General features: G+C 59.7%; 15 protein-coding genes. 6 read left to right on the top strand and 9 right to left on the bottom strand.

Going from position 1 to position 15,739, the window contains the following annotated elements; translation table 11 throughout:
• Window positions 1–8: 8 nt before the first annotated feature.
• The 4 genes from H4I92_RS06270 to H4I92_RS06255 form a co-directional block, all read right to left on the bottom strand.
• A complete protein-coding gene (locus H4I92_RS06270) occupies window positions 9–263 on the bottom strand; it encodes a Txe/YoeB family addiction module toxin (protein WP_077529794.1) in 255 nt (84 codons plus the stop codon).
• Complete coding sequence (locus H4I92_RS06265; RefSeq protein WP_077529793.1) at window positions 260–511, bottom strand: type II toxin-antitoxin system Phd/YefM family antitoxin; 252 nt, start codon at window positions 509–511, stop codon at window positions 260–262. Before H4I92_RS06265 ends, H4I92_RS06270 begins: the two co-directional genes overlap by 4 nt.
• A gap of 183 nt (window positions 512–694) precedes the next feature.
• The gene (cphA, locus tag H4I92_RS06260; RefSeq protein WP_077529792.1) at window positions 695–3,325 is read right to left on the bottom strand and encodes a cyanophycin synthetase; all 2,631 of its coding nucleotides are present in this window, start codon (window positions 3,323–3,325) and stop codon (window positions 695–697) included.
• Window positions 3,312–4,172: a cyanophycinase gene (locus H4I92_RS06255; RefSeq protein ID WP_077531680.1), complete on the bottom strand. Its 861-nt coding sequence runs from the start codon at window positions 4,170–4,172 to the stop codon at window positions 3,312–3,314. The genes cphA and H4I92_RS06255 overlap by 14 nt, the downstream gene beginning before the upstream one ends.
• 96 nt (window positions 4,173–4,268) lie before the next feature.
• Here H4I92_RS06255 and H4I92_RS06250 point away from each other — a divergent pair, with 96 nt between their 5' ends.
• The 4 genes from H4I92_RS06250 to H4I92_RS06235 all read left to right on the top strand — a co-directional run bounded on the left by H4I92_RS06250 (window position 4,269) and on the right by H4I92_RS06235 (window position 8,742).
• A complete protein-coding gene (locus H4I92_RS06250; RefSeq protein ID WP_077529791.1) occupies window positions 4,269–5,195 on the top strand; it encodes an isoaspartyl peptidase/L-asparaginase family protein in 927 nt (308 codons plus the stop codon).
• 170 nt (window positions 5,196–5,365) lie between these two features.
• A complete protein-coding gene (locus H4I92_RS06245; protein WP_077529790.1) occupies window positions 5,366–6,199 on the top strand; it encodes a MipA/OmpV family protein in 834 nt (277 codons plus the stop codon).
• Between the two features lie 110 nt (window positions 6,200–6,309).
• A complete protein-coding gene (locus H4I92_RS06240) occupies window positions 6,310–7,158 on the top strand; it encodes a PhzF family phenazine biosynthesis protein (RefSeq protein WP_077529789.1) in 849 nt (282 codons plus the stop codon).
• A 114-nt stretch (window positions 7,159–7,272) separates the two neighbouring features.
• Window positions 7,273–8,742 carry a malate:quinone oxidoreductase gene (locus H4I92_RS06235; protein WP_077529788.1) on the top strand — a complete coding sequence of 490 codons (1,470 nt, stop codon included), beginning with the start codon at window positions 7,273–7,275 and terminating at the stop codon, window positions 8,740–8,742.
• 44 nt (window positions 8,743–8,786) lie between these two features.
• Here the strand turns inward: H4I92_RS06235 and H4I92_RS06230 are convergent, their stop codons facing one another.
• From H4I92_RS06230 to H4I92_RS06215, 4 genes are read right to left on the bottom strand one after another with little or no spacing between them, the layout of a single operon-like run.
• Window positions 8,787–9,620: an aldo/keto reductase gene (locus tag H4I92_RS06230; protein WP_077529787.1), complete on the bottom strand. Its 834-nt coding sequence runs from the start codon at window positions 9,618–9,620 to the stop codon at window positions 8,787–8,789.
• Window positions 9,617–10,030 carry an alternative ribosome rescue aminoacyl-tRNA hydrolase ArfB gene (arfB, locus tag H4I92_RS06225; RefSeq protein ID WP_077529786.1) on the bottom strand — a complete coding sequence of 138 codons (414 nt, stop codon included), beginning with the start codon at window positions 10,028–10,030 and terminating at the stop codon, window positions 9,617–9,619. The genes H4I92_RS06230 and arfB overlap by 4 nt, the downstream gene beginning before the upstream one ends.
• Before the next feature lie 12 nt (window positions 10,031–10,042).
• Window positions 10,043–11,836, bottom strand: coding sequence for a DUF748 domain-containing protein (locus tag H4I92_RS06220; protein ID WP_218668159.1), 1,794 nt, complete (start codon window positions 11,834–11,836; stop codon window positions 10,043–10,045).
• On the bottom strand, window positions 11,755–12,516 hold the full coding sequence (locus tag H4I92_RS06215) for a DUF748 domain-containing protein (protein WP_218668158.1): 762 nt from the start codon (window positions 12,514–12,516) through the stop codon (window positions 11,755–11,757). Before H4I92_RS06215 ends, H4I92_RS06220 begins: the two co-directional genes overlap by 82 nt.
• A gap of 155 nt (window positions 12,517–12,671) precedes the next feature.
• On the opposite strand from H4I92_RS06215, the gene H4I92_RS06210 reads away from it, so the two are divergent.
• Window positions 12,672–13,022 (top strand): hypothetical protein, encoded by a 351-nt coding sequence (locus H4I92_RS06210; protein ID WP_077529785.1) that lies wholly within the window; start codon window positions 12,672–12,674, stop codon window positions 13,020–13,022.
• Window positions 13,019–13,627, top strand: coding sequence for a DedA family protein (locus tag H4I92_RS06205; RefSeq protein ID WP_077529784.1), 609 nt, complete (start codon window positions 13,019–13,021; stop codon window positions 13,625–13,627). The genes H4I92_RS06210 and H4I92_RS06205 overlap by 4 nt, the downstream gene beginning before the upstream one ends.
• A 5-nt stretch (window positions 13,628–13,632) precedes the next feature.
• Here H4I92_RS06205 and H4I92_RS06200 read toward each other — a convergent pair whose 3' ends face one another.
• Window positions 13,633–15,357 (bottom strand): diguanylate cyclase, encoded by a 1,725-nt coding sequence (locus tag H4I92_RS06200; RefSeq protein ID WP_077529783.1) that lies wholly within the window; start codon window positions 15,355–15,357, stop codon window positions 13,633–13,635.
• Window positions 15,358–15,739 lie beyond the last annotated feature (382 nt).

Below are 15,739 nucleotides of genomic sequence, written 5' to 3'. Positions count from 1 at the left end.
GCGTTAAATCAGTAGTGATATCGAACCTGGGCAATAACTAAGGCGTCATCCGTGACCTTGTACACCATTCGGTGTTCCTCATTGATTCGGCGAGACCAGTAACCGGCGAGGCTGTGCTTGAGGGGCTCCGGTTTACCAACACCTTCGAACGGCTCTCGCTTGGTCTCTTTGATCAGCTTATTGATTCGGTTAAGGATCTTTTTGTCGGTTTTTTGCCAGTATAGATAGTCTTCCCAGGCGTTCTCGGAGAAGATGAGTTTCATTCAAGAAGTTCCTTTTCCTGACCACCTTCTTGTTCCAGCTCGGCAACGGATTCCATCAAACGCCGGGCGTTTTTGGGTGCGCGTAGAAGGTATGCAGTTTCTTGCAGCGCCTCGTAGTCCTCAAGGGAGATCATTACCACGGACTGCGACTTGCTCCGGGTGATGATCACAGGGGAATGGTCCTCACAGACCTGCTCCATGGTTTTTGCTAGATTGGTTCTAGCCGCTGTGTAGCTGATGGCATCCATAAGGCTTCTCCTGTACAGGATGTTGTTCATGATCAGAATACCGTACGCTAAAGGATTTAACAATCGACTGCACAGCGAGCGATTTTTCGCCGCTTCGCGGCTCCAAACCGGCGCGTGAGCCGGGCGTTAGCTGGCAGTAAGCTTCTATCGGGGTTGGTGGGGTCAGGCTGAGAACCGTCGGTTTCAACCTTTGGCAATATCAGCCTGTGTCGGGAAGCTCCGCCCCTTGAGACGTTCCGTCGTGCCTTGGATGTCATCGACGAAAAGCAGTAGAAAATCCCCCTCATTCGCCTCCCCGATGGCCTTTGCCACTGCCTCCTGTTCACTCATGATCGTTTCGGCCTGAAGGGACGGATCGGCATGCGTGGCGCCGAGGTGAATGAGCTTCGCCGCCTCACCGGTCTTGCGCCCACGGGAATCCGTCTCATACACATAGAGAAGATCGCACAGACTGGCGAGCTGCCCGCCCAGGGCCCGGAGATCCTCGTCCCGCCGGTTGCCGGGGGCTGAGGCGACACCGATCCTGCGCTTGGTGGCCAGCCCGTTGACCAGGGGTTCAAGCGCCTCCAGGGCCGGGACGTTGTGACCGTAGTCGATCAGGCATTTCACACCATCCGCCTCGAAATAGTTCGTGCGGCCCGGCATCTGCGCCGGTGTCGGATGGAAGGTCGAAAGCCCCGCCCGAACGTCGTCGATTTCAACCCCGTGGCTGATGGCGGCTGCGGCCGCGGCCATCGCGTTCTTTATGTTGAAAGGCGCATGGCCTTCGAATGCGATCGGCACATCGTTGATGTCGACGATTTCGACGGTGACCTTGCCTTTGAGCAGAACGATCTTCCCGTTCTTCACCGACAGCACCATGCGGTGGTCACTGAGGTGCTCGGCCAGCGCCGGATTATCGGGATTCATCGTGAAGTATATGATTTCACCACGCGCCCAATAGGTGCCATGCTCCATCACTAAGGGGTCGTCGGCGTTGAGAACGCAATACCCGCCTTCCTTCTTCACCGAATCGACGACGACGGTCTTGCAGCGGGCGAGTTCATCCAGCGTATGGATATCGTGTTCGCCCAGATGATCGGAGGCGATGTTCAACAGGACGCCGACATCGCATTCGTCAAAACCCAGCCCGCGACGCATGATCCCACCGCGCGCGACTTCAAGCACGGCGTGCTCGACCGTCGGTTCTCGAAGCACGGCCTGTGCCGCGGCGGGGCCGGAATAGTCGCCACGCAGGATGATATGGTTGTCGATCTCGACCGTACCGGTACACCCCATGCCGACGGAATGCCCTGCCTGACGAAGAATATGCGTCGTCAGGCGCGTCGTTGTTGTCTTACCGTTGGTACCGGTAATCGCGCTTATCGGAATTCGGCCGTTGTTCGTCGGGTCGGGGAAGAGCATATCCACCACATGCTCGCCCACGGGACGCGGCGTGCCATGGGTCGGCGACATATGCATGCGGAAACCCGGTCCGGCATTGACTTCGACGATACCGGCTGACTGTTGATCCAGCGGTACGGACAGGTTTTCGGCCAGAAGGTCGATGCCGATCACGTCGAGCCCGACAAGTCGGGCAACCCGTTCCATCGTGAATCGCACCTCCGGGTGCACCTCGTCGGTCAAATCCGTTGCGGTACCGCCGGTCGAGAGATTGGCGGTCGATTTCAGGTACGCGATCTCGCCTTCCGGCAGCACGGTATCCAACGTAAAGCCTGCCTGCTCCAGCATCCGGTGGGTCTGTGCGTCCACATGAATCTGGGTCAGCAGGTTTTCATGACCCACGCCACGGCGCGGATCGGCGTTCTCTGTATCGATGAGTTGCTGAATCGTGTTCGTTCCATCGCCCATCACATGAGCGGCCCGACGGCGTGCCGCGGCCAGGAGTTTGCCGCCGATCACCAGAATTCGGTGGTCCTCGCCCTTGATGTAACGTTCCACAAGCACGGTTTCGTGATGCGCATAGGCCGCTTCATATCCGGCTTTCAGGTCTTCGACAGAGGTGATGTTGGTGGTCACGCCGCGTCCATGATTGCCCGACAGCGGTTTGGTTACGACCGGCCAGCCGAGCCAATCCGCCGCGCTTTGCGCATCCTCGAAGGAATAACAGGCTTGTCCGCGCGGCACCGGAATCCCGGCATCATCCAGTATCTGCTTGGTCCATTCCTTGGAGTCGGCGATGGAATAGCCGATGATCCCGGACGAATCCGTCACCGTCGCCTGAAACCGCCGTTGTTTGACGCCATGGCCAAGCTGCGTGTAGCTGGTGCCTTCGGTAAGATTATAGGCCGGGATGTTCCGGGCCCTGGCGGCATTGACGATCGACCCGGTGGAGGGTCCGAGCGCATTGGCGTCGCGAACTTCTTTTAGATGATCGATATAGGGACCGAGGTCCACGTCCTCGCTATCGTATAACTTCTGCGCGATTTCCACCGCAGCCACACCCGCGGCGAGGCCTGTGGCTTCGTCCCGGTAGCGATAGACCACGTTGTAGATACCAGTCTCATAGCTGTCGATGGCTTTTCCGTATCCGACCGAAAAGCCAACCAGGTTCTGCAACTCGATCGCGAGATGCTCGACCAGATGCCCGGCCCAGGTACCATCTCTGAGCCGCTGCAGAAAGCCACCCGGTTCCCCGACCGAGCAACGGTGCTCGTGAATGCTGGGGATCAGCTTCTCAAGCTTATCCGCTATCCCCGGAACCTGGTCGCTCGGGCGCTCTTCCAGTTCGTCGATGGCGAGCCGCATGTAGATGGTCTTGTAGCGGCTATAGTAATTCGGCCCACGCAAAGCGCGGTGTTCAAGAATTCGCAATCCAGTGCTCCAGCCCTTCCGCCCTGAGTTCTTCTGGTCCCAGGACCCGCCGATCCGTCAGGTCAAATCCATAACCATCGACCAGCGCATGCATGATGACATTGTGTACGGTGACAGCTTCCCCGTCCGAAAGATCGGACACGTTCGAGCCTGATATCTGGGAACTGTCAACGATGATGACATGACCGGGCCCGAAAGCCCGCATGACATCACCCTCGAACAGAACAGCCGCATCCTCACCCAGGCCGACGCCCAGGTATTCGGGGTTGGTGGCGCCCACTTCCATCAATCTTGAAAAGCGTCCACGCTCAAGGAAGTGGGTATCGATGATGACGCCGTCAACCAGGCCGAAGCCGGCAGTCATCTGCACCGCGCCCTTGCGCAGGGAATCGTCAGCCGGACCGCCATAGACCATCGTCTGGGACTGACAGGCCGCCCCCGCGCTCGTCCCCGCGATCACCGTGCCCGATTGGTGCAGCGCACGAATCGTCTCCATAGCGGGAGAACCGCCGAGAACATACGTTAGCCGCATCTGGTCGCCGCCGGAGAGGAAAATAATGTCCGAGTTCCGGATCATTTCAACGAATTGGTCCGACGCCGCGTCGCTGCGTTCGCGGATCCGGATGTCCAGTACGTCCGACGCCCCCAGGCTCGAAAACACCTCGCGATACTGACCGAATACATCGTCGGGAACGCCGCTTGCCGTCGTGATGACACCGACGATCGGCGCCTCCTTTTTCGACAACAACAGGACACGGCGCAGTATTTCCGACTCGGACGTCCTGTCCTCCGCGCCGCCGATTGCGACAAGCGGTCCTCTGGGGGTCATTTTGGCGGGTATGTTCATTGACGGCACTTCGACCCCCACAATTGAATTGTCTACGGTAGTATACATGTAATATCCGACCCATTGGCTGATGACGTAACCTTCTGGAGAATGAGCATGATTCGCGGCTTTAGTCTCGCAGTTCACGGCGGCGCGGGCGTTTTGCATCGCGATTGCATGACGCCGGAGCGTGAGGCCGAGTATCACGCCGCGCTGGACCGAGCCTTGAGCGCGGGTGAAGCGGTACTCGACACGGATGGCTCTGCGCTCGACGCCGTGACCCAGGCGGTTTGCGCCCTGGAAGACGACTCGCTTTTCAATGCGGGGCGCGGCGCCGTCTTCACGCGCGATAAGCAGCAGGAAATGGATGCCTCCCTGATGGACGGCAGTAATCGCCGGGCGGGTGCCGTCGCCGGAATCTTCGGGCCGAAGAACCCCATCCTGGCCGCTCGCAGCGTTCTCGAGAACACCGATCACGTTTTCATGATTGGAGAGGGCGCACTTGCCGTCGCGCGCACCGCCGGGCTCGATTTCGAAGACAAGGATTACTTCTTCACACAGGAACGGTGGGAATCACTGCAGGACACGCTGAAGATGCATGCGGAAGGGACGCTCGACGACGATCCCGCACGCCGTCACGGTACCGTCGGTGCCGTGGCATGCGATCGCAACGGTCATCTTGCGGCGGCGACCTCCACCGGCGGCATGACGGCGAAGCGCTCCGGCCGCGTAGGCGACAGCCCGGTAATCGGCGCCGGCACCTATGCCGATGACGCCACCTGTGCGGTATCGGCAACCGGCGATGGCGAAGCCTTCCTGCGCCTGTGTGTTGCACATGAAATCGAGGCACGCATGCGGCTCACCGGTGTCTCACTGGAGCACGCCGCCGCGGACGTGATCACGACCGAACTGACGGCCTTGAGCGGAACCGGAGGCATCATCGCGCTGGACTGCAACGGTGCCATAACGATGCCCTTCAACTGCAAGGGAATGTATCGCGGCTGGACCGTCGAAGGGGACGGTCGGAAAACGGCCATCTACTGAGGTTCCATACCTCGACCCGGCAAGCGGAATCTGACTCACGATGGTCAGAGCTCACTCTACTGTTTGCGTTAATATTCCTGAATTTTTACAGGCGCTTGTGCATTAGCGAACATTCAGGTGCACGAAAAAGCGTAAAATTGTCTGTGTGCCCAAACTAGAGCGTGACCGAAATGAAAAAGTTCATAGGTTTAACGTTGGTTATATTTGTAAACGGGATTTTCCTTCAAACCGCAATTGGAGAAGAGTCACAGACAGCTTTGGTGCCATTACCCTCGGTCGATGACTTCACCAGAGGCGAAGATGGCTGGGGAGTAGGGCTTGGCCTGGGTATTGAATACGAGTCTGCCTACGAAGGATCCGATGAATTTGAACTTGAGGTCGATCCTGCTGGGGCAGTGCAGTGGCGAAACGGAGATGATATCTACTATTGGGCGGGGACGGCGCTCGGCTGGCGGGGACTTCGATCTCAAACCTGGTTTTTTGACGCGGCTGTGGCTTTCCCCTTCGAAGAGGGCCGTGAAGAGAGTGATTCCGAGGACGGCCGTTTGGATGGTCTTGGTGATGTCGACGGGAGCACTGAACTCGTTCTGCAGGCGCGTCGTGCATTCGCTTCGGACTGGCGTTATTGGCTGGATGGACGACTTATTGCCAGCGAAGACGGGAGCCTTGGTATTTTTGGGGTTGGGCGTCGTTTCGGTGATCAAACAGATGGTACGGGCTCGGAGCTGGGTGTTGTTCTGGTTTTTCACGACAGCGATTATGCGAATCGAGATTTTGGTATTAACTCAGAACAATCAGCTAATTCCGGGCTGGATGAAACCGATCTCGGCGGTGGCTTTCGCTCCATCGGGTTGAACTATACCTTCCGTTATTTTATGAGCGACAACTGGCAGGTTTTTGGCGAGGCCCTATACGAGCACTTTAGTAGCGATGTCAGGGATAGCCCAATTGCGCGCAGCGATTACGAAGCGGAAGTGGGTGTTGGGGCAATCTACGTATTCTGAATCTGGATCAGATATTTCTGAGCTAACCGATATCCCGCCGCGCCGCGGCTCCAAACCGGCGCGGGACTCGAGCGTTAAGGAGTAGTTTTGATTGGGGAGGAACGTCTTTAATGAGGAGAGGATTCAAACAGATCGACGTTTTTGGAGAGCATCCCTACACGGGTAACCCAGTCGCGGTTGTGCTGGACTCTGAAGGGCTTTCTACTGAAGAAATGCAGAATTTCACCCGTTGGATGAATTTATCAGAGAGTACCTTTCTCCTGCCTCCAACGTCTGACGAGGCCGACTACCGTGTCCGGATATTCACGCTTGCCCATGAGCTTCCGTTCGCGGGGCATCCGACACTGGGTACCTGTCATGCGTGGCTGGAAGCGGGTGGTCAGCCCAAACAACCTGACCGCATCATTCAGGAATGCGGAGCCGGCCTGGTGCCCATCAGGCGCGATGGTGGTCTCGCATTCTCGGCTCCGCCATTATTACGTTCCGGTGAGGTTGAAGAGTCGTTTGTTCAAGAGTTAGCCACCGTACTGGGTATCACCCGCAACGAAATTGTTGATGCTCAGTGGGTCGATAATGGACCCGGGTGGGTTGGCGTATTACTCGAAAGTGCGGACGCTGTTCTATCTGTAGAGCCTGATTTCAATCGCTATTCCGGCAAAGGTAACCTCGATATCGGCCTCGTCGGTCCCTATCCCGAAGGTTCGGGGTGTGCTTTTGAGGTACGGGCTGTTTTCAGCGACGAGCATGGGCAAGAGACAGAGGATCCGGTAACCGGCAGTCTCAATGCCTCCCTTGCGCAATGGCTGATCGCCAGTGGGCGCGTGAAAGCGCCTTATGTTTCAAGCCAGGGTACACGCCTTGGTAGGAGGGGCCGACCGCGTATCAACCAGGACGCTGAGGGCACAATCTGGGTGGGCGGTGACACGTTTACCTGCATCAACGGTGAGGTTGAGATTTAGCGAAATGAAGCCTGGTTGCCGGTCCTGATGAATGATTGAAGAAGCGCTCCATTCAAGGCATCTTGCAGGCATGCGCATTTCGCGACCAGACAGACTGACGGGCAGGGGTTCATCATGAAAGTAGTTGTCGTTGGAGCCGGTATCATGGGGACCACTTTTGCCGCCCTGGCAAAAGAAATGGCGCCTGAACTGGACATCACCATCCTGGAGCGGCTGGATGGTGTCGGAGAAGGGAGTTCAGCCGGGTTCAACAACGCCGGGACCGGGCATGAGGCGAATTGTGAGCTTAACTATACGCCCGTTGATGAGGAAGTCATTTCCGTTGAAAAGGCCCTGAAGATCCATGCCCAGTTCAACGTGGCCAAGCAGTTCTGGGCCTACCTGGTCCAGCAGGGCATCATCGAGGATCCCGGGAGCTTCATCCACCAGACCAAGCACTGCACCCTGGTGCCTGCCCAGGCCATTGATATGTTGCGGCTGCGCTACCAGGAGATGTCCGCGCATCATTTCTTCGAGCAGATGCGCTACTCGGAAGACTTTGATGAGATCAAGAGCTGGATTCCCTACACCATGGAAGGAAGGCCCCGCCATGAACAGATGGCGGCGACCGTTGTTGAAACCGGCACCGACATCAATTTCGGTGCACTGACCGGCCATATCGCCACGCATCTGGTGCGGAATAGGGGCGTTACCATTGAGCATGGCGTTCATGTCAAAAGGGCCCACCGCAGTCCCTCCGGGAGCTGGCTGCTGGAAGCCTATCAGCACGGGGAACCGGTTCAATACAAGGCGGATGTGCTCTTTGTGGGGGCCGGCGGCGGTGCCTTCCCACTGCTGAAGAAAAGTCACCTGCCCTTCCGCCACCGCTTCGCGGGGTTCCCGGTCGGCGGGCGCTTCCTGCGGGCCTCGATCAGCGAGGAAGAGGCGAAGCACTACACCGCCAAGACCTATGGCAAGGCGAAGGTCGGTGCGCCGCCGATGTCCGTGCCCCATCTGGATCTGCGTGTGGTGGATGGCCAGTATTACCTGCTGTTCGGCCCGTTCGCCTCGTTCAAGCCCATTCTTGAAAAAGGCAGGGGTCTGTTTGATTACCTGAGTGGCCTGCGGCTGCATGACATTCCCAGCATGCTGAACGTCGCCATGGAACACTTCTCGCTGGTGAGATACCTCGTGTCCGAATCGTTCAAGGGCACGAAGAGCATGTACGAGGAGCTGGAGAAGTTTGCCCCTGGCATGAGTGAAAAGTTTGACTGGAAACCGATCCAGGCCGGCCAGCGGGTACAGATCATCAAGGATGGGAATCTGCAGATGGGAACCGAGATTGTGGTTTCCGAGGACGGGACCTACGGCACGCTGCTGGGCGCCTCGCCGGGCGCCTCTGTCTCGCCGGAGGTGATGCTGCGGTGTCTTGAGCAGCTGATGCCCTCCCGTATGGCCACGGAAGAGGCCCGGGAAAAGCGCAAGGAGATCTTTCCCGAAGATGACCTGAACACACTGATCAACGATCCTGAGCGTTATCGAGCGATCCGGGATGAGGTGAACAGGCAGTTGGGGATTATGGCAGGGGGCTCGTCAGACGCCTGAAGTACTTGGCGTCGAGGGCCACACCGTTGTGTCGCCCCGTCGGATCATACAATCGGCAGTGGCCCATGCCTTTCAGGCCGAGGGAAAAGCCGCTCCAGTTCAGCGAGCTGTTCCTGTGTGAGCGTGGTCTCGGCTGACGCCCGGTTCTCGGCTTGGCGCTCCGGGTTACTGGTTTTCGGAATGGCGATGACGTCGTCGTGCGCTTGCAGCCAGGCGAGCGCGGTCTGCGCCGGGGTGATGCCGTTGCGCTCGGCAAAGGCCCGCAGGGCGGGCTGTTCCAGGAGCCTGCGCTGGCCGAGCGGGCAGTAAGCCATGGCCGGAATGCCGTGTTGCCGCATCCAGGGCAGGGGGTCGTTCTCGATGGTGCGCTCGCCGAGGTGGTAAAGGAGCTGGTTGGCGCTGCAGGCGTCGCCGCCGGGCACCTTCCAGAGATCCGCCAGGTCGCTTGCGTCAAAGTTGCTCACGCCCCAGTGGCGGATCAGCCCTTCCCTTTGCAGATCCTCAAAACCGGCAACCGCTTCAGCCAGGTCAGCCCCGCCGCGCCAGTGCAGGAGGTAGAGGTCGAGCCGGCCGGTGCCCAGACGTGCCAGGCTTGCTTTGCAGGCGGCACGGACGCCACCGCGTGAGGCGTTGTGCGGAAAGACCTTGCTGACCAGGAAGAGTTCCTCGCGCCGGTTTCCCATGGCCTCGCCGACAATGCGCTCGGCGCCGCCGTTGCCGTACATTTCGGCCGTGTCGATCAGTGTCAGCCCGGCGTCGATGCCAGCCCGCACGGCTTCCACCTCACGCTCGCGGTCCTGCGGGCGCTCGCCCATCCGCCATGTGCCCTGGCCAAGCGCCGGGATGCGTTCACCGCCGGGGAGTTCAACGTATTTCATGGCTCCACCTTCCCTCTCAGTGCCTTGGTCTTGCCTCTCCGTGTCTTGCTCTCAACGCGCCGTCGTTTGGCGGATTTGGTCGGCCTTGTGGGTCGACGGGTTTTTTCCTGTTTTACGGCACCCTGGATCAGGGTTTTCAGCCGTTGCAGCGCGTCTTCCTTGTTCTGCTCCAGGGTACGGTAGGACTGCGCCTTGATGATGACCACCCCTTCCTTACTGATGCGCTGGTCGGAGAGCGCCATCAGTCGTTCCTTGTAGAAGGACGGCAGGCTGGAGCCTGGGATATCAAAGCGCAGGTGCACGGCCGAGGCGACCTTGTTGACGTTCTGGCCGCCGGCACCCTGGGCGCGGATCTGGGTGATCTCGATCTCCCAGTCAGCAAGTTCCACGGTGTTGGATATTGTCAGCATGCGGTAACCACCTCAATCCGCTGTGATGCCCACCTCCATGGCAAGGCGTTCGCCATCTTCTGAGTCGATCTCTCCGGGGTCAAGCAGACGAACACGGTCAGTCTCGATACGGTCTTCGGCACTGGGATCCACCAGGGCATCGCGCACCGCTGTGGCGCGGGCGTTGGCGAGGGCTCTGAGGTCAGCGTCCGTGACCTGCTGGGCGGCAATCACCTTTTCGGCCAGGTGGTTGCGATACGCCAGGGCATCAAAGCCGCTGTCCTGTGATGATTCACCCTGCTCTTGCGTGAAGCGTGCCCGGACGGCTTCCAGATACGCGTCCGGGTAGGAAGCAGTGAACATTGTCTCAACAACCTCCTGGTTCGACCCGGCCGTGAGGCTGGGCTCCGCGACGTCGCGGCCAGCCTCAGCCAGGCGTTGCCGCAGGGCCTCAATGGCTTTGCCGCGCTGCAGTGCCGGGCCGTCGAACGTCCGGCTGAAGGGGCCGGGGAGCTCCAGAACCAGTTCCGGGCGCTGGTTTAGCGCCTCGCGCAGCTTGGCGACGCGTTCACGCTGGGGCGGCAGGAGATCGGAGCGCCCTGCCGGGAACTCAACCTGGCCGAGCTCCTCCGATTCAGCGCCAACGAGGCTGGCCAGGAAGCGGAACGGTGACTGGACGACGGACTTGATGGCGTTGCCCAGTGCCTGGCGGATCACCTGGTTGATGTCGAATTCCGGGCTGCCAACATCCCCGGTCACTGGCAGGTCCAGGTCGATGACGCCGTCGCTGTCCTTGAGCAGGCCAATGGCCAGGTCCAGCGGCAGGTCCATGGCATTGCTGGCGTCCATCTTTTCGCCGAGTTTCAGGTCGCGCAGCACCAGGTTGTTCTGCCCGTCGAGTTGGTTGTCCGTGACGGTGTAATCGAGATCCAGATCCATGGTGCCTCCGGCGATCTTGCGGCCGGCGAAGCGCACGGTGTAGGGGGAGTATTCCGGGATCTGAAGGTTGCGGAACATCAGCTTCAGGCTGGTTTCGCGCATGGGGTGCCAGGCGTGAAGGGTGCCGTCCACACGGGCCAGACCGTATTCCGCGACCTCGCCTTCCAGCGCCACCTGAGCCGGCTGGGCCGAGGTGGAGCTCAGGGTCGATATCTTGCCACCCAATGTGTGGATGCTCGTTGAGAAGGGCAGCGGCAGGGATTTATCCGCAAACCGGAGAGCGCCGTTGGTCAGTTCAATACCCTCGATGGTGATTGCGAACGGGTCCGCCTCGCTGTCTTTGGGTTCTTCGTCATCCGTCTTCCCTGCGCCCTCCTGTTGGGGCTCTGCCATAAGCTGCCCGAAATTGGTGCTCTGGTCCTCGTTGATAGTCACCCGCCCGAACAGGCCATCGACGGAGATTGGGCCGGTTTCCAGCTGTCGTTCCGCGAGGCGCAGATTGAGTTCTTCCGTCTGAAGGCTCTGCCAACCGATGAGTGGTTCGTCGTTGGCGGGGGCCCTGATGCTGAGCGCCTTGATGCCGCCGGAGCCCTCGAAAGCAAAGGGCTGCTGCGCATCGGTACGCATCCGGCCATTCAGGTTGAGCGTCCCGTCGCCGAGCTGCACATCCGCCAGTTGCTGCAGGTAGGGTTCGGCCTGCGCCAGTGCCAGTTCATCAATGCGGGCGTCGCCTTCCAGAGCGAACGCCGGGCTGAGCTGAAGTGACCCGTCAAAGTCGAGCATGCCGCCTGCCGCGAGCTGCCCTTTCATGCGCACCGGGAAGGGGGCGTCTTCCTGCAGCGAGACATCCCTGGCGGACAGACTGAGATCCTCCAGTGCCAGCGACACCCGGCGAGCTGCCCTTTCATGCGCACCGGGAAGGGGGCGTCTTCCTGCAGCGAGACATCCCTGGCGGACAGACTGAGATCCTCCAGTGCCAGCGACACCCGGTTCGACGGCGCAGAGGTGGTTGCGGTGTCCTGCAGGTTGTCAGTGAAGCGCAGAGCGCCGCCGTCGACGTGCAGATCGTTGACCCGTAATGCGAGTGGTGATGAAGCACCGTCTTCGTCTGGAGTCTCGTCTTCCTCTGTGGCCTCCTCCGAGGGAGTGGTGGCTAGGCGGGAGAAGCGCGTCCCGCCCTCGGCGAAGCGTTCTTCCTGGACCAGCGGCTGATCAAGTTGGATTGTCTCCAGGGTCAGGACGCCATCAACCACGCTGGACCAGGCGACATCGATGAACAGCCGCTGCCAGCCGAGCAGTTGCTGGTTGTCGGTGTCGTCGAGGGCGAGCCCGTCGATCTGGAGAGTGAGTGTGTATGGGTTGGTGTGAACCGCCTCGATGCGGAGTTCCCGGTTGTAGTCTTCCTTGACGGTGCTTACCGCCAGGTACTGGATGATCCAGGGCAGGGCCAGGAACCCCAGCAGGGTGTAAGCAACGACCAGGGCGAGGAGCCAGAAGCGGATCCGCCGTGGAGAGGCCCACCGTGTTCGCAGGTAGCCGCCAAAACGGCGTAGGGAGTCACTTGGCATCGGACCACATCCATGGGCATTGGAATGAACAGTACTGCCCAGACTAAACCCGCCGGTGCCTGTCGTCACCTCTGAGTGCACCGCACGGAATCTTCCTGCTCATCCCGGGTGCTGATAAGCTGGCGCTAATACCCCTTCCGATTGGACACAGACCATTGCTGACTGCGGCGCGCAACCTCTGGCGGAAACACCGCTTCCTCGTTATTGCATTCATCACGGCGCTGGTGGTGACGGCATTCTTTGCCGCACGCCTTGTGTTCTTCAGCCTGTACTGGGCCGAGCCCGCCCGTCAGGATCAGCCGGTGGAAGGCTGGATGACCCCTCGCTATGTTGCGCTTTCCTACGACCTGCCGCCCGGGGTGGTCCGTGAGGTGCTGGACCTGAAGGCCGTTGATGGTGAGCGCCGCACGCTCGAGGAGATCGCCAAGGACTCCAGCCTGACTCTGGAGGAGATACAGCAGCGCGTTGATGAGGCCGTGCGTTCCCATGAGGGTGACAGGGAATGACAGACACGGTCTTCCTTCTTGTCGCCACCTACGGCAGTGCCGCCCTGTTTGCCGTGACCTTCCTGAGCTGCCTGGCCATGCCGGTACCGGCATCCCTGATGATGCTTACCGGTGGTGCATTCGCGGCCTCGGGGGACCTGCCCCTGGTGTCCGTGAGTCTGGCGGCCTATGCGGGCGCCCTGAGCGGCGACCAGGCAGGGGCCCTGATTGGGCGCTCGTGTGCCGGATGGCTGGAACAGTGGGCCGAGGCCCGCCGGAGCCGGGCCGTTCTGCTGGCCCGGGCGCGGGCCTCCGTTGACCAGTGGGGTGGTATGGGCGTTTTTCTCAGCAGGTGGCTCGTCAGCCCGCTCGGGCCCTACGTCAACTTCGCCGCGGGCGCGGGACGCATGCGCTGGGCACGTTTCAGCGTATGGAGTGCGGCCGGGGAAGCGGTGTGGGTGGCGCTGTATGTGGGTCTGGGTTATCTGTTCGCCAGCAGCCTTACCGCCGTCGCTGAGTTCGCGGCTGACGTGAGCGGGCTGATCGCCGGTGCGGTGGTCGCCGTCGGCCTTGGAATCTGGCTGCGGATAATGCAGAAGCGCCATCAGGGGCGAGTGAAGGGCTGATTCCTTCAGTCTGTTATCCGGTTGCCCTTGTGCCGGTACATATCTGCGTCCGCTTGTGAGAAGAGGTCGTCGAGTTCCTCGGTATCATCCGGATAGATGGCGACGCCGATGCTCAGGCCCACAAGCACTTCCTGGCCGGATTTGAGTGGGATCGGAGCATCCCCGATTCGGGCCAGATCTGCTCTCAGGCGATCCAGATCCTTGTCTTTCTGGATCCCTTCAAGCAGTAGAACGAATTCGTCACCCCCGATCCGCGCGACAGTATCCGAGGCCCTTGTCAGTGCCTGAAGGCTGCTGCCTATTGTCAGGAGCACGTCATCGCCGGCGGTATGGCCATAGGTGTCATTGATCTGCTTGAATCGGTCCAGATCAATGACAACCAGTGCAAAGCTTTCTCCCGAGCGCCCGGCCCGTGCAGCCGCTTCCATCAGGCGTTCCTGAAGGTGTTTTCGGTTGGCAAGCCCGGTCAGAGGGTCATGGTTGGCCTGCTTCTGCAGGAGCTGTTGCTTCTCCCTCAGTCTGCGGTTGGTCATTTCGAGTTCGCGTGTCCGGTCTGCCAGCGCCAGTGACAGCAGCAGCATCTCCGTGGCGGAGCCGATCAGTAGAGCGTTTGTGGTGAAGCTGTTGGAGGGAAGAACACCCACGTTGTGCAGGGCGATGACAAGAACACCCAACAGGAAAGCCACCCAGGCGAGTACGAAGAAACGCGCCCCTGGTTCTTTCAGATAAAGGCTGACTGCGCCCATCAGGAGAGCGACGACCGAGAAGACCATGGACAGTAGATTGACTGCGACCGCCGCTGCGTAATACGAGACGAACACTGCGGTTAGAAAGGTGAGTCCGTACGCGACGCTGAGTGAAGGCATAAGCCAGCCCAGTTTAAGCCGCGTGGGTGTACTGGCAAGGAAGCGTTGAACGAAGAGGGTTCCGAAAACGCCGGCGGCGGCTACCCCGCCGGTGGGAGAGAGGTGTGCGAGCCAGGGTGAGCCAGGCCACAGGAACTGACCGGTCAGGCCCGACAGGCCGGCCTGGCCAACCCCGAGAAAGCCAATGAACCCCACGTAGGTCAGGTAGAGCGTGTCGCGCAGCGAGAAAAACAGGAACAGGTTGTAGATGAAAAGTGCCCCAAGCACCCCATAGTAAAGGCCCAGAGCCGCGTAGGCGGTCTGGTCACTGCGCCAGAGTCCATCGCCCTGCCAGAGAGTGACCGGCACTGTGAGGGTGCCTTCGGAGCGCACCCGCAGGAAGGCCTGGTAGTCACTGTTGGGAGAGAGGGATACTGGGAATACGTGATTCCGGTGGCTAACGGGCTTGCCGGAGAATGGCAGCAGGTCACCCGACTGCTGTTCCGCGAGCAGCTTGCCGTTGCCCAGCAGATAGAAATCAACCTTATCCAGTGACGAGTGGCCTATTTCCAGGAAGGTGTTTTCCTGAATCCGGCTGGAAGTTGAGAACTCAAAAGCCAGCCATATCTCATCCATGGTGAGACCAAAGTTGGTCCGGGAGGGGTCATGGATTTCCGCTCTGGAGAATTCACCCTGCTGATACAGTTCAACGGCCCTGTTTAAGGGCAGCTCCTGTTGATCATTGGTATAGATCGCGGCTGACGGTGACAGGCTATGCTGTGTTTCAGGCCCGATCACATGGGATGGTACCTCCTGCGCGAATCCTGCCGGGGAATGCAGCAAGAGAATCACCATCCAGAGGGTCAAGCCAACAACCTTCAGCACATCATCTCCAACCACTCCTGGCAACGCGTGCTTACGCAGCCGGTACTGCTGTGTGTCAGTTCATCAGTATAACTGATGAACTGTTAGTCTACTTTCATTTTCCTTCGGATGGTCCAGGAGGTGATGTCGCGCTTGATACTCCTCCCTGCGGTTCGGGGCTATTATTCCTTGCATCTGGTTGTGATTCGTCGGGATCCGAATCCGCCCTGGGGTCTGGCTGCGCATAGAAATGCATTTGCCGGGTGTAATTTGAAGAAACTGCGAAGTTGGAGTGCGTGGGGTTGCCCTGGCCCCATGGAGCGGGATACTGGTGGTTACTCCGGCTACGGGATCAGGGGAGCGTAACGACGGATGGGAATGCATGGCATAACGGCACGGTTAT

Source organism: Vreelandella halophila, assembly GCF_019903425.1.
Classification (GTDB): Bacteria; Pseudomonadota; Gammaproteobacteria; order Pseudomonadales; family Oleiphilaceae; genus Halospina; species Halospina halophila.
This window is presented reverse-complemented; position numbering and strand designations above follow the sequence as displayed.

What these genes read in the sequence shown, in the direction of transcription:
- H4I92_RS06230 (WP_077529787.1), bottom strand. Translation starts at nt 9,620, where the DNA reads ATGAAATACGTTGAACTCCCCGGCGGTGAACGCATCCCGGCGCTTGGC.
- H4I92_RS06205 (WP_077529784.1), top strand. Translation starts at nt 13,019, where the DNA reads ATGACAGACACGGTCTTCCTTCTTGTCGCCACCTACGGCAGTGCCGCC.
- H4I92_RS06235 (WP_077529788.1), top strand. Translation starts at nt 7,273, where the DNA reads ATGAAAGTAGTTGTCGTTGGAGCCGGTATCATGGGGACCACTTTTGCC.
- H4I92_RS06250 (WP_077529791.1), top strand. Translation starts at nt 4,269, where the DNA reads ATGATTCGCGGCTTTAGTCTCGCAGTTCACGGCGGCGCGGGCGTTTTG.
- H4I92_RS06215 (WP_218668158.1), bottom strand. Translation starts at nt 12,516, where the DNA reads ATGCCAAGTGACTCCCTACGCCGTTTTGGCGGCTACCTGCGAACACGG.
- arfB (WP_077529786.1), bottom strand. Translation starts at nt 10,030, where the DNA reads ATGCTGACAATATCCAACACCGTGGAACTTGCTGACTGGGAGATCGAG.
- H4I92_RS06265 (WP_077529793.1), bottom strand. Translation starts at nt 511, where the DNA reads ATGGATGCCATCAGCTACACAGCGGCTAGAACCAATCTAGCAAAAACC.
- H4I92_RS06255 (WP_077531680.1), bottom strand. Translation starts at nt 4,172, where the DNA reads ATGAACATACCCGCCAAAATGACCCCCAGAGGACCGCTTGTCGCAATC.
- H4I92_RS06240 (WP_077529789.1), top strand. Translation starts at nt 6,310, where the DNA reads ATGAGGAGAGGATTCAAACAGATCGACGTTTTTGGAGAGCATCCCTAC.
- H4I92_RS06270 (WP_077529794.1), bottom strand. Translation starts at nt 263, where the DNA reads ATGAAACTCATCTTCTCCGAGAACGCCTGGGAAGACTATCTATACTGG.
- H4I92_RS06245 (WP_077529790.1), top strand. Translation starts at nt 5,366, where the DNA reads ATGAAAAAGTTCATAGGTTTAACGTTGGTTATATTTGTAAACGGGATT.